Consider the following 13529-nt stretch of genomic DNA (forward strand, 5'->3'; position numbering starts at 1 on the left):
CAATAGAAGGAATAATTCTTATGCAAATCAATCTAACTGGTCGTCATCTTGATATCACTGATGCCTTAAGAGATTTCGTTAACGAAAAATTCGCAAAATTAGAACGTCACTTTGATCATATTAACAATGTTTACGTGACACTCAGTGTCGAGAAGGTTCGCCAGATTGCTGAAGCGACCCTGCATGTAAACGGAGGAGAGATTTTTGCCAACAGTGAGTCAGAGGATATGTATGCCGCGATTGATTTATTGATTGATAAACTGGATAGACAAGTGATAAAACATAAGGAAAAGATGACACGTCATTAACCTTATGCATATTGAAGATGTTATTGCCCCCGAGCTGTGTGTGCTCGGGGCGCAAGCTACAAGTCGAAAAAAAGCGTTACAATTTGTCGCTAACCTTTTCGCCGAACATAATTCACAATACGAACCATTCCTGTTATTAAAAGCATTGTTCGCTCGAGAACAACTCGGCACAACAGCAATTGGTAATGGTGTTGCCCTGCCGCATGGTCGACTTAAAGAATGCGAAGTTCCAGTAGCAGCCTTTGTCACTCTCGATCAAGCAACCGTGTTTGATGCACCCGATCAGGAGCCCATTGATATCATTTTTGCTTTAATTGTTCCGAAAGATTTTAACTTTCAGGAATTAGAAGGCCTGGATGGGTTAATTGAAGTTTTAAAAGATAACAAGGTATGCGCTCAAATACGCCATGCACACAATAACCAGGCTTTATATGAAATTATTGAGTCCGCTATAGCCAAAAACGCCAAACAAAAAAACAAAGAGAAAGACAAAGAAGTCAGCACATGAAATTATTGATAGTTAGCGGTCGCTCAGGTTCGGGGAAGTCTGTTGCTCTAAAGGCACTGGAAGATATGGGCTATTACTGTATCGATAACCTGCCCTTGAGCTTAACCCTCAACGTCATTAATGATCATATTCTCCGTAATGAAGATATTGCGATTGGAGTTGATGCCCGTAATCGCCATGATCTTGAGCATTTTTCAGAAGAAATAATCCGAATAAAAGAAGAAGCACCGCAGGCCAAAACACTATTCCTTGACGCCGATGAAAGTATTTTATTGAAACGTTTCAGCGAAACACGTCGCCGCCATCCGCTAACCAGTCGTGGCCTTTCTCTTCGTGATGCCATTAAGGAAGAAAGAAAGCTGCTTGAACCGGTGCGCGCCTCGGCTGATCTTGTTATTAACACTTCAGAGTTATCCCCTCATGAACTGCGCGAACGCTTGCGTGATCGGGTTAGCGGTGACAAAGGCCAGTCGATGGATATCCGTCTGGTCTCTTTTGGATTTAAGCATGGCGCACCGAAAGATGCCGACTTTGTATTTGATGTGCGATGCCTGCCTAACCCTTATTGGGATCCGGAACTGAGAGATTTCACCGGCAAAGACCAGCCTATTCAGCAGTTTCTTGAGCAAAGCTCCATAGTGATGGAATACACCTGGCAGCTTAAAGTTTTCTTTTCTACCTGGATTCCCGAATTCAGCAAACAGGACCGTAGTTACTTTACCTGCGCGATTGGTTGCACCGGCGGTCGTCATCGTTCGGTTTATATGGTCGAAACGCTGGCCAACGCCCTTAAACTCCTTTACCCCAATATTTCAATCGAACACCGACAACTCGATAAAAATTCGTAAATTCTACAAGTGTCATAGCCAGAACCACCAAATCTGCGTTAGAATAGTCAGCAAAATCAACTATTAAGATGCACTCATGGCGGAGACACAAGCAACACAAACACGTCAGGAACAGCTTCAGCTCCTCAATAATGCGCTGGACAGTGGGCATCTTATTCCGGTTAGAAATCTGCTGGAAGAATTACGCTCAGCAGATATCGCTCACCTTCTCGAATCGACACCACCTCGTGTTCGAAATGTTATCTGGCAACTGCTGGATAAAGAACGCGAAGGTGATGTTCTACAACATCTAAACGACGAAATCCGTCAATCTTTTATTGAGCAAATGCAGCCACAAGAATTGGCCAATGCGCTTGCTGATCTGGATACGGATGATGTGGTCGATATTCTTGGCGACCTCTCACAAAACATCAGTAATCAGGTTCTTCGCTTACTCGATGAGCAAAACCGTGCTCAGATTGAACACGCCTTGTCCTACCCGGAGGATTCTGCTGGTGGTTTGATGAACATCGACACCATCATGATCCGACCTCGGGTTTCGGTGGAAGTCGTTCTTCGATATTTAAGAATTCGTGGCAACATGCCACCCAATACTGACCATTTGTATGTGGTCGACTCGCGCGATGTGTTAATTGGCTCGGTACCAATCAGCGCCATTCTAACCTGCGATCCTGACACGCCAATTACCCAAATCGTTGACAAAGAAACCTTCACCATCCCGGCTGACATGCCCGAAACCGAAGTGGCACAAATCTTCGAACGTCACGATTTGGTTTCTGCACCAGTGCTCGATGAGAACGGTCGATTATTAGGCCGTATCACCATTGATGACGTGGTTGACGTTATTCGTGGCGAAGCCGATCACTCATTGATGTCGATGGCGGGCTTGGATGAACTTGAAGATACCTTTGGTAAAATTACTGCCACTGCAAAAAAGCGTGCTATCTGGCTAGGTATCAATTTAGTGACCGTAATTCTGGCAGCGCTGGTGATTGGTCTCTTCGAGAATACTATCGCCCAGGTGACTTTATTAGCAGTTCTACTGCCAATTGTACCTAGCATGGGCGGTATCGCTGGCACTCAAACGTTAACCCTGGTTATTCGCGGTATGTCGTTAGGTCATATTGGTGAAGGCAACCAAGGTTACCTATTAAGGAAAGAATTGGCGGTCAGCGTTATTAACGGTGTTTTGTGGGCGCTGGTTATAGCCGCATTAGTTTACGGCTACTCCTACTATAAAGAATCAGGCATTAACCATCTGCACTTAGCCATTACCATTGGCGGCGCCATGCTGTTCAATCTGGTAACCGGTGTGGTCAGTGGCGCTGTATTGCCACTGTTTTTAAAGAAAATTAATATAGACCCAGCCATTGCTGGTGGGGTAGTACTGACTACCGTAACCGACGTTGCCGGCTTCTTCGCCCTGCTCGGCTTAGCCACCCTGTTTTTTGCTTAACGGTTCTGCTCATGGTGGATAGTGTGTTACTAGCTAGCCACCATCATTCCTTCTATCGCAACCGAACCGGTCAAGATACTCGAACGGTCATCCACATCATTGCTGATCGCCACAATATTTTTGAGCATTGTCTCGAGGTTGCCAGCAATGGTTAACTCTTGAGCAAAAAACTGGATTTCACCATTCTCAAACCAGAAACCGCTGGCTCCTCGAGAATAATTACCGGTCACTGTATTCACGCCCTGTCCCATCACTTCGGTCAGCAATAATCCCGACCCCAGTTGCTTCATCATGTCCTGCAAGGAAATGTCCATTGGCTTGATTAGAATGTTATGGATACCGCCCGCATTACCGGTGGTCTTCAAGCCTAGACGACGCGCCGAGTAGCCGCTCAGGAAATAGTCTTTTAAGACACCATCCACCACGATATCCCGTCTTCTGGTTGCCACGCCATCGCTATCATAATTGCCACTGCCGAAACCCTTGAGTAAAAATGGGTCTTCTTCAATTTGAACAAATTCAGGCAGAATAAGCTGGTCCTTTTTATCCAGCAAAAAGGATGCTCTTTGATATAAGGCCGCTCCTTTTAGCGCCGATAACATATGCGACCAAAGCCCGCGCGCCAGCTCCGCGTTAAAAATAACCGGATAATTACCTGAAGGAATTTTTCCCTGCTTAAGTTTATTGATAACTCTCTCAGCGGCTAACTCACCAACATTATCGGGACTTAATAAATCAGCCACATCACGGCCAATGGTGTAATAACCATCGCGAATCATACCGTTGTCAGTTTCAGCGATCACAGAAGTGGACAAACTAAATCGAGTCGTATGGTTGGCTCCGATAAATCCATGACTATTGGCATAGAGCGATACCGAGCGATGGTTATAGCTACTGACACCCTCTGATTGTTTGATTCTTGCGTCTTTTAAGGCCACAGCCTCGCAGTCTTTAGCCGACTCAACCATTTGTGGAATGGTCAGATCATTGGGGTGGTCTAACTGCAAATCTTTAAACTCAGCGGCCATTAATGCCTTATCCACCAACCCTGCAAAGGGATCCGGCTCGGTAAAGGCCGCAATCTCACATGCCGCTTGCACGCCCTTATGCACAGCTGTTTCGGTCAGATCGTTAATCGACACAGTACCCTTGCGCTGACCAAAATAGACATTGATACCAAAGTGGCTATCCTGGTTAAACTCCAGAGTTTCCAGCTCTCCCTGACGTACCTCAATACTATTACCAATGGTGTTATAGCACCAAATTTCAGACTGGTCGGCTCCGGCATCTGCAGCCTGCTGCAAGGCAACCTGCACCATCAAGCGCAATTGCTGCTCTGTGCTGGCCTGTTGCTCAGCAATTTGTTTCAATGTTAAATGATTATCAGCAGCCACAAGCCACTCCCAGTTTGGTGTCGAAAGAGGGCTATTATAAGTGTTTGTTGGGTAAGGACAAAACTTGACTTAACTTATTAGATTGTAAAGAATGAGAACTGGGTTTTTTTATGGCTAAATCATGACTCCATCGAAGTTGCTAGTGACAATCTCTGCGTTATTCTTGTCCACAAATGGTTACGCCGTTGAACCTGCTACTGACACTGATTTATTCGATGAAGAGTTACCGACAATTCTCTCGGCAACTCGATTAGAGCAACCCCAGTCTGAGACCCCTGCATCTGTCACCATCCTAGATCGAGAATTAATTGAAGCTTCTGGGGCACGCAATATCGTCGAAGCGTTACGCCTGGTTCCTGGCATGAATGTGGGTTACTTGAGTGGCAACACACCCGAAGTCAGTATTCATGGCTTACACACCGACTTCTCGCGACGCCTGCAAGTGTTAGTTGATGGTCGCTCTGTATTTAAACCGGCCCTTTCGCGCGTGTTATGGGGCAGCATGTCGCTTTCCATTGACGATGTTGAACGAATAGAAGTCGTTCGAGGGCCCAATACTGTCGCCTATGGTGCCAATTCATTCTTAGGTGTCATTAACATCATTAGTCGGCACCCAGCTGATGTTTCCAGCAATCAGGCCACGGCTACCGTAGGCAATAAAGGCATCGTCGATGGTTCGGTTCGAATAGCCAGTCAATCCGAAGATTTCAGCTACCGCATGACGACCGGTCGCCATAGCGACGATGGATTCGACCTACAGCGCAATGGGACTGAGCGGTATGACGACCACGCAACCGATTATTTCCGTGGTGACATGGTATTCAGTCCAACCCACGAGGAACAGTGGCGTTTTATTTTTGGCTACAGTCAGGCTGATGAGCAGCAAGATCTGCTGGATGTTTATCAAACAGAACCCTACCACACCAAAAAAACCCAGGATGGATTTGCTCAACTTATTTGGGATCGCCAGTTATCTGAAGAACACAAAATTAAAGTGAATGCTCATTACAGTCAGGATTCAGTCGATGAAGAGTGGCAAACTTGCCCACCAGCTCTATTCTTGACCAATGAGCTGGGTGATTTGTACAACTATGATCCGCTTTATACTGAGCAACTTATTGCTGCTATATCCAATGGCGCTCCACCTCCGAGTCCAAGTACTCCTGAAGCAGCTTTACTTACCCAACAAGTTATTGCCCGATTTATGCAGCTGGGAAATACCGTTTCCTGCGGTACAGCAAACCAGAACTTTGACGAAAATAAGTGGGAAATAGAACTGCAGGATACTTACACTTTCAGCCCAGATGTTCGCTTAGTATCGGGCTTTAGTTCACGCCGTGACACTATCCGTGGCGAGTCATTCTTCGAGCAGAAATTGGACAATGATATTTACCGATTATTCGCGAATCTGGAATGGCGTTTCACTGATAAGGCCTTACTCAACTTCGGCAGCATGTATGAAAATGATAAGATAATTGGAGGTGAATTCTCACCAAGAGTTGGACTCAATTACCTTGCCAGCCAACACTCCTCATGGCGATTTATATTAGCCAAGGGTACTCGCAACCCTGATTTTTATGAAGAAAGCGGACATCGCCAATACATCGTACGCAACTTGTCTATGCCCGTTAATGGTAGCGATAGTTTCGCAACCTTCTACCTGACCCCACAAGCCATGGGAAACCTGAAGCCTGAAACCATCCTGTCCAGGGAAATTGGCTGGTTCTACAGAACTGGCAATGAGCTCAATTTCGACATAAAAGTTTTTTATGACACATTAAGTCATACCATTGACGGGTTATTTGGTTTAGAGGGTTACGACCCAAGAAATGCAAATAGCTATACCAGCAAAGGGCTTGATTTGCAGCTTGATTATCAATTCAGCCGGGATAGTCGTTTATGGTTCAGTTACAGTTACCTGGATCTCGAAGTTGATACCGGCAGAAGCTTACGCCATCAGGCACCGAAGCAGACCTTGTCTTTGATGTATCAACATCACCTTACCGATCAACTTCAGGTAAGCACCGCATACTATTTGCAAGATATGGAAAACCGCTCAGACTTCAAGCGCTGGGACGCCCGCATAAGCCACAGCATCCCGATAGATGATAAAGAGCTATCTTTATCCCTGGTATTGCAGCACAATATCAATGAGCGTTCCTACTTTGATAGCAGCACAGCCTGGGACTCAAAAACCATAGCCTTCATCAAAGCAAGTTTGCAGTTTTGATAACAGCCCTAAATTATTCCTACAGTAACTAATCACCCAATAACGAAACTTATGACACACCAAGACGATCAAGAATCCACTGAGAAATCCAAGACTCAAGTTAAAAAAGAATTGCTTGAAATAACCGAGCTTGGTGAACGCCTATTGGAAATCCCCCAGACATTACTGAACAAGTTACCCTTGTCGGACAATTGCCTCAAAGCGATTGAAGAAGGGCGTAAAATCAATCATCACACAGGTAAGAAACGCCAAATAAAATACATTGGCAAAATATTACGCGACGAAGATTTAGACGGTATTAGAGCAGAACTGGCAATAACCGATCAGTATCATCAGCTGGAAGTCCGCAAACAACACCTGCTAGAACAGTGGCGCGACCGCCTGATGGCAGAAGGCGACACCGCCACCTTCGAACTACTGCAACTAGAACCCAGCCTCGACCGTCAACAACTACGCCAAATGGTTCGTAACGCGCAAAAAGAAAAGGAACTTGAAAAAGCCCCTAAATTCCAACGCGAACTGTTTCGCTACCTACGCGATAATATGCAGTTTAGTGAAGAAGGCTAAACTTTAAGCCTTTGTTCCACCAACCGTCATTTGATCGACTTTTAATGTAGGCTGGCCTACGCAGACGGCGACACTTTGTCCATCTTTGCCACAGACGCCAATACCGGGATCAAGCATGCTGTCGTTACCGACCATGCTGACCCGTTGCAAAACTTCTGGCCCATTACCGGTTAAGGTGGCGCCTTTTATTGGTGCGGTGATTTTGCCATCTTCAATCAAGTATGCTTCGCTGGCGCTGAACACAAAGTTGCCTGATGTAATATCAACTTGCCCGCCAGCAAAGTTTGGCGCATAGATCCCTTTTTTAACGCTTTTGATAATCTCTTGTGGATCAGATTGACCAGACATCATGTAGGTATTGGTCATTCTTGGCATCGGCAAGTGAGCATAAGACTCTCGACGTCCGTTACCAGTTGCTTTTTGTCCCATGAGTTGTGCATTGTGCTTGTCTTGCATATAGCCTTTAAGCACTCCATTTTCAATCAGTACCGTTGACTGACTTGCCGTACCCTCATCGTCAACGCTTAAAGAGCCTCGCTGGTTGGGTAATGTTCCGTCATCAACCACAGTACATAAATCAGAGGCAACTTTTTGCCCAATCTTTCCGGCATAAGCTGAAGAACCCTTGCGATTAAAGTCGCCTTCTAATCCATGCCCCACCGCTTCGTGCAACAAGACTCCCGGCCAGCCATTACCCAACACAACTGGCATTAAGCCTGCTGGCGCCTCAATCGCATCTAGATTTATTAGAGCCTGCGTGACAGCTGTTTGTGCTAACTCGTCAAGGTTAGCATCCAAAAGGGTCTGCCAATCGTAACGCCCGCCTAAGCCTGCGCTACCACGCTCCCGTCGCCCCTGATGTTCGACAATAACGGAAACATTCAACCGGATCATTGGCCGAATATCTGCAGCGACAACACCATCACTAGCCAGCACCATCATTTGTTCATCAACCGCTGAAAGGCTTACAATTACTTGCTGAACTTTTTCATCAAGCTGGCGCGCCCTGGCATCAAGCTTACGTAATAAATCAATTTTCTGTTGCTGCTCTACAGCCAATAAAACAGGCTGAGTGGTATAGAGCTGAAGAGGATCCAAGCGGTTAAATGATATAGTGCGCTGCTGGCCAGCTCTGCTCATACTGGTGGCCGCGCTTATCGCATTATCAAGTGCCATGGTTTGTAATTGGTTAGCGTAGGCAAAGCTGGTTTTTTCACCCTCAATCGCACGCACGCCGAGACCTTTATTTAAATTAAAGCTGGCATCTTTAACGATCCCATCTTCGAGCTGCCAATATTGATGTTGTACTTCTTGAATAAAAATATCTGAGTAATTGATATCAAAGCGCTGTAACTTTCGAATAGCATCTTCCAGTACCGCGATGCTTAAATCAGACTCTTCAAATATACGCTGTTCAACTTGGTTGATTAGGGAATTCATTTAATTAACTCATTAATTTGCGGTGCAGATGCACAGGGAATTTTTCTTTGATCATGCCAATCTTATTGATGTTTAAGGTTGCGATCGATATGCCCTCATCTTCTTGCAACTCATCAATAACGTCACCCCAAGGATCAACCACCATACTATGACCGAAAGTTTTTCGCTGATTATCATGAGTGCCGGTTTGGTTTGGAGCAACCACAAAAGCCAGGTTCTCTACCGCCCGCGCCTGTAATAACAGTTTCCAGTGAACCTTGCCGGTAGCGAGGGTGAATGCTGAAGGCGCCAGAATAACATCAACATTGTGTGTCTGATAGTAACGGTATAACTCAGGAAATCGTAAGTCATAACAGACGGAGCAACCAAAGGTAATACCTTGCCAATTAAACACCACAGGGTCTGAGCCAGCCAGTGTATTGGATGATTCTGAGTAGCTCTCACCTTCTTTCACCGACACATCAAACAAATGAATTTTGTCGTAATGAGTCAGAAGGCTACCGTCTTCCTGATAAACATAGCAACGCGCATAAGGTTTGTTTTCAACCTCAGACTCAACGGCTATGGTACCACCGACCAACACCAGCTTTAACTTCTTGGCCAGCGAAGACATCCAGTCCTGGATTTTTCCATGGCCATCGCGTTCAACGTGCTCAAGCTTTTGCCCATGATACTTTTCCATCAAAGCAAAACTTTCGGGTAACACAACCAATTGAGCACCCTGCTCTGCAGCAGACTCTATCAGATTCTCTGCTTTTGCAAGATTGTCATCTACCTCACTGGATGAGGTCATTTGAATTGAAGCAACCTTTACGCTACTTATCATTACCATCGTCCTCGCGTATTTGTTTTGGTCTTCCATCTTCTTGCGCTTGCACTTCCTTTTCAATAGCTAATTGCTCGGTTTGGCTCCTCTGAGTATCAGACTCGAGGCTTTCCTCTTCATTTATCAGTTCACTATCTAGGATCGGTTGGTCCTCAGCCTCTTCTAAAAGCTCTTCATCCGGAATCACAATTTCTTTTGATTTCTTATCCAACTCAATCACTTCAGGATTATCGAGATCACCTTTGATTTTGTATTCAATACTCACAACAACATCCAGTACCGGCTCGAAAATTTTATTAATCAGCAACATAATTAAACCAGTAGTTGGTTCGATTGCCCACCCTGCTAAAACCGGCAAACTTGAGCCTAACTTAGGAATAACTAAAACATTCTGATCAACCTTATTGTTAACCAGATCGGTATATCCTGTAATACTAACATCTGCCGTAGCGCCATTAATCGAAACATTGTCACTATGAACGATGCCTTCTTTAATGGTAAAGCGACCATTGATAGCGTCGTAGAAAAAACCATCCTCAAACAGATCGCTGAAATCCAGCGACAAGCGGCGGCGTAAACTTTGCAGTGATAGCAAACTGAATACCCTGGCTTGCCTGTCACTCAACTCCCGAACAACACCCTCACCCGTACTAACATTGAAAGTTCCGTTGCTTTGATTAAGCTCAAACTTATGCCAGCCACCAGACCAGCTTAATTCAAGATCACCGTTAGTACTGGTGTCGCGGATACCGTCACCATAACCCCAGCGCTGCAGTAATCGCCCTGCATTCGGAGAGGAAAAGTTAATTTTAACGGTACTGACATCACCCAGCCAGCTGCCTTCAAGATAAGCCGACAATAAACCTTCAATTTTACTATCGCCTTGAATGGTCACCCCGCCTTCTGCTTTTTGTGTTACTAAGGTCAAAAAGCCCGTATCAATTCCATTAATTCGGCAAGAGGCACACTCTAGCTGCCAATCATATAAAGCCTCTTTGTCTAAAGAAATCCCGCTTTCGGATAATTTACTAAAAGGCTCTAACTTAATATCCAACTCATCAATCTGCACCCGCTTCCGACCATCTTCGTGCAACGTTAAACTTCCTTGACCTTCTTCTGCTGTAACCTTGAATCGTAAGTATTCGCCAGCCAGCACCTCATCCGTTAAATGCACTTCATGCAGCTTTTGCCCTGCGATATCAAACAAGGGTGTTCTCACATCAATGTGGTCAATCCAACGTGGCCACTTGAAAGACTGCTCACCTTTAAACTGTAAACTATTAATCCAGTCATAACTTTTTATCTCATTGAACTGACCGCGAATGGCAACACCCTCCTCTGGCGCTGGTATGTTTTGCGTCGCCATATTGCCTAGAGCAATCACCCCATTAAGATCATTCATACTGTCAGTTGTAAACGATAACTGAGAAGATATGGTATTCCGATAAATTGCTCTGCTATTAACCTTGCCAGCGGATTCAAACAGTGTCACTAACACATCTGCAGTATCATCTTTTTCTTTACTTAGCCAATCCGGACCAATAATTTCTGTACCCTTCAAGTCAGTTCGCACAATCAAAGATTGTTTTTCTTGCTGGTCGATTCGATAGCGAACGATAAGTTTACTCAAACCATTGATGGTTAATGGTGATTCGATTTTTTGAGAGGAAAATATCTTACTGATAGCAAAGTCAGAGTTGGCATCAATTTTAACTAGATCGGAGTCATTGGTGTACTCATCAACCTTGACGTTAATCGAAAATAGATTATCCCAAATGGTGGCTCGAAGCCCTTCTGAGTAAGCACCATCATCTGTGAAATGAATGAGTCCATTGACCTGCCTTAATTTGACCGGAAAATCTTTATAGCTGATAGTGTGGTCACTCAGTGGAATAGCACCTTTAATACTGGCCGGCACATCATTTCCTAGAGGAATAGTTATTTCTAAATTGGGGTTAATCGGTTCAGCAATAACAAAGTCAGTTACAGCTTCTCCAAGTTTATCCTTTATCGGTGAGTTCTGATGAAGTTTCGCATAAGATTGGCTGCTAACATTCGCATCAACATTAATGGTCAGTATTGAAATATCTTTGCTAAAAGAGTCTATGGTCGCTGAAGCACTATTAACCTTACTACCTAGTAACTCACCTGATTCTGCCACAATGCGCATTTCATCATTATCGAAAATCGCCACTGCATTAATCTGCTCGGCCTGCGGCCATTCAGGATTAAACTTAAATAGCGCATCACGAACCTTGGCTTCAACATAAAATTGACCGCTGGCATCCGGATACGGAAAGGCTTCAACTCCTCCCCGCCACAGTAACTTTGCATGTTCAACCACGCCTCCCTGCAAGCTCATGTCTAAGTAGTCAACGGACTTCTTGTTCATGCCCTTTCGCGGCCAATACTTATACAGCTCGGCAATTTGTAAATCTTTAGCTTCAGCGTATAAAGCGACTTCAGCATCAGTCTCACCGCTATCGTCTTGATGCAGGCTAACCATACCTTGGGCTTTAATATCGAGGTCCTGGTTGTTAATGACTAACTCATCAACGTGAATATTGATCGTTTCATCCAGTTCCACTAATCCATTAAAAACTAACTGCTCAAGATACACCGGTGCTTTTAGCCAGTCGCTTTTAGCAAACTGTGAATCATGGCTGTTAATCTTAATTCGCCACTGACTATTTTCATCGGCAATCTGCAATTGATCAATTTCGAGCGAAGGAATATTCAGGTACTCTTTAACAACCAGATTGCTTAACTCAATATCGGCTTGTTCTGCTTTAAATGATTCTTCGCTATGTGTTGCTAACAATTCGAAATGATTTATATGGCCTTGCGGTTCCAGACCATTGGCTAGCTCCAAGTGCTCTGACAATAAAAAGGGTTTTACCACCGTTAGCAAGTAACTAATAGGAATATTATCAACCGAAACTGACCATTCGTCTTTTTGCGACTGCTTCTTTTTTTGCAGCAAAAAATCACTGTCAAAGCTATGCAAGTTTTGATCTTCGTCTCTTTGTACTAATTTAAATCGATCACTAAATAGCTTGAAGCCATCACTATCAGAATCAAATTTAATCGCACCTTCCAGCTCCGCAACTCGCGATTGATCACCGGATGCGATAAAACTACTGTAGCCAGAAACAGGCTTGTCACCTTCATAGCTTAGCCATAACTCAAGGTTAATCAGATCGACTGGAAACTCTTGCTTGAGGTTTAAGAACTGAGCTAGAGATTTAACATCAGTATCTTCTAATGATACATAGAGATCGGTAGGGTTAGTATTCTTAAAGGGTTGCCCTTGAGCTTCTATCACAAAGCGTCCGCTGGAAAATAATTCTCCTCTTGTATCAATAATCAACTGTCGCTCATGACCCATTAGTTCATAACGAACCATGGGCGCAACTAAAGTGCGACTATTTCCCTGATTACGAAGGGTTAATGCCAGATCTCGAATTGAAATCTTACGTTGTTGCAAGATCTCAGGATTCATTTCTAAGGTGCGGCGAAGAGAGTCGAGAGAAAAATCTGTAGAAGATGCTGGGCTTGAATCAGGCAATGTGTACATAACATTAATGCCATTTATCTCAACACTTTCAGTTTTTAAATAACCATCAATCAAACTCTGCCATAGATTAAGCTCAATGGTGTTACGTGAACTATCAACGCGCAAGGTATGGTCATCATTTTCCCAGCTAAGTTCTTCTAAATAGATAGTCGGTCGAAAGCGGGTCCAATCCACCACTAATTGTTGGTAATCGAACTCACCACCAATTTGTGTTTCAACCAGTTCAATAACTGTATCTTTATCATCGAGCCAATAGGGAAGAATCAGCTTTACCACTGAAACCAATAGCACAAACAAGATCACAATGATCGATACTAACCACAGTAATTTGGTCAGCCATCTTCGAACGAATGTGATTAAGCCTTTTGCCATCTG

10 protein-coding genes are annotated in these 13529 nt (G+C 44.4%); 6 read left to right on the plus strand and 4 right to left on the minus strand.

The window, feature by feature from the left end; genetic code table 11:
* The first annotated feature begins 20 nt into the window (after positions 1 to 20).
* The 4 genes from hpf (at position 21) to mgtE (ending at position 3120) form a co-directional block, all read left to right on the plus strand.
* Entirely contained in the window at positions 21 to 308 is a 288-nt protein-coding gene (gene hpf, locus ACN0VI_RS11710; RefSeq protein ID WP_331891491.1) for a ribosome hibernation promoting factor, read from the plus strand.
* 4 nt (positions 309 to 312) lie between these two features.
* The gene (locus ACN0VI_RS11715; protein ID WP_331891492.1) at positions 313 to 816 is read left to right on the plus strand and encodes a PTS sugar transporter subunit IIA; all 504 of its coding nucleotides are present in this window, start codon (positions 313 to 315) and stop codon (positions 814 to 816) included.
* Entirely contained in the window at positions 813 to 1664 is an 852-nt protein-coding gene (rapZ, locus tag ACN0VI_RS11720; RefSeq protein WP_417446923.1) for an RNase adapter RapZ, read from the plus strand. The genes ACN0VI_RS11715 and rapZ overlap by 4 nt, the downstream gene beginning before the upstream one ends.
* Positions 1665 to 1740: 76 nt before the next feature.
* Positions 1741 to 3120: a magnesium transporter gene (mgtE, locus tag ACN0VI_RS11725; protein ID WP_331891494.1), complete on the plus strand. Its 1380-nt coding sequence runs from the start codon at positions 1741 to 1743 to the stop codon at positions 3118 to 3120.
* Between the two features lie 29 nt (positions 3121 to 3149).
* Here the strand turns inward: mgtE and pmbA are convergent, their stop codons facing one another.
* Positions 3150 to 4514 carry a metalloprotease PmbA gene (pmbA, locus tag ACN0VI_RS11730; protein WP_331891495.1) on the minus strand — a complete coding sequence of 455 codons (1365 nt, stop codon included), beginning with the start codon at positions 4512 to 4514 and terminating at the stop codon, positions 3150 to 3152.
* Between the two features lie 121 nt (positions 4515 to 4635).
* Between pmbA and ACN0VI_RS11735 the strand changes: the two genes are divergently transcribed.
* Together ACN0VI_RS11735 and yjgA are read left to right on the plus strand one after the other, a co-directional pair.
* Positions 4636 to 6744 (plus strand): TonB-dependent receptor plug domain-containing protein, encoded by a 2109-nt coding sequence (locus ACN0VI_RS11735; RefSeq protein WP_417446924.1) that lies wholly within the window; start codon positions 4636 to 4638, stop codon positions 6742 to 6744.
* A gap of 51 nt (positions 6745 to 6795) precedes the next feature.
* The gene (gene yjgA, locus ACN0VI_RS11740; protein WP_331891497.1) at positions 6796 to 7311 is read left to right on the plus strand and encodes a ribosome biogenesis factor YjgA; all 516 of its coding nucleotides are present in this window, start codon (positions 6796 to 6798) and stop codon (positions 7309 to 7311) included.
* 3 nt (positions 7312 to 7314) lie between these two features.
* Here yjgA and tldD read toward each other — a convergent pair whose 3' ends face one another.
* The 3 genes from tldD to ACN0VI_RS11755 are packed head-to-tail and all read right to left on the minus strand — an operon-like array spanning position 7315 to position 13526.
* Entirely contained in the window at positions 7315 to 8751 is a 1437-nt protein-coding gene (gene tldD / locus ACN0VI_RS11745; RefSeq protein ID WP_417446925.1) for a metalloprotease TldD, read from the minus strand.
* 4 nt (positions 8752 to 8755) lie between these two features.
* Positions 8756 to 9577, minus strand: a complete 822-nt coding sequence (locus tag ACN0VI_RS11750; RefSeq protein ID WP_417446926.1) for a carbon-nitrogen hydrolase family protein — start codon at positions 9575 to 9577, stop codon at positions 8756 to 8758.
* On the minus strand, positions 9567 to 13526 hold the full coding sequence (locus ACN0VI_RS11755) for a YhdP family protein (RefSeq protein ID WP_417446927.1): 3960 nt from the start codon (positions 13524 to 13526) through the stop codon (positions 9567 to 9569). The genes ACN0VI_RS11750 and ACN0VI_RS11755 overlap by 11 nt, the downstream gene beginning before the upstream one ends.
* Positions 13527 to 13529: the final 3 nt, after the last annotated feature.

This window comes from Kangiella sp. (genome assembly GCF_048265365.1).
Taxonomy (GTDB): domain Bacteria; phylum Pseudomonadota; class Gammaproteobacteria; order Enterobacterales; family Kangiellaceae; genus Kangiella.

Excerpts from the sequence above, each read along its gene's own strand:
- yjgA (WP_331891497.1), top strand. The coding sequence starts at position 6,796 with ATGACACACCAAGACGATCAAGAATCCACTGAGAAATCCAAGACTCAA.
- ACN0VI_RS11750 (WP_417446926.1), bottom strand. The coding sequence starts at position 9,577 with ATGATAAGTAGCGTAAAGGTTGCTTCAATTCAAATGACCTCATCCAGT.
- tldD (WP_417446925.1), bottom strand. The coding sequence starts at position 8,751 with ATGAATTCCCTAATCAACCAAGTTGAACAGCGTATATTTGAAGAGTCT.
- mgtE (WP_331891494.1), top strand. The coding sequence starts at position 1,741 with ATGGCGGAGACACAAGCAACACAAACACGTCAGGAACAGCTTCAGCTC.
- rapZ (WP_417446923.1), top strand. The coding sequence starts at position 813 with ATGAAATTATTGATAGTTAGCGGTCGCTCAGGTTCGGGGAAGTCTGTT.
- ACN0VI_RS11735 (WP_417446924.1), top strand. The coding sequence starts at position 4,636 with ATGACTCCATCGAAGTTGCTAGTGACAATCTCTGCGTTATTCTTGTCC.
- hpf (WP_331891491.1), top strand. The coding sequence starts at position 21 with ATGCAAATCAATCTAACTGGTCGTCATCTTGATATCACTGATGCCTTA.
- ACN0VI_RS11715 (WP_331891492.1), top strand. The coding sequence starts at position 313 with ATGCATATTGAAGATGTTATTGCCCCCGAGCTGTGTGTGCTCGGGGCG.
- ACN0VI_RS11755 (WP_417446927.1), bottom strand. The coding sequence starts at position 13,526 with ATGGCAAAAGGCTTAATCACATTCGTTCGAAGATGGCTGACCAAATTA.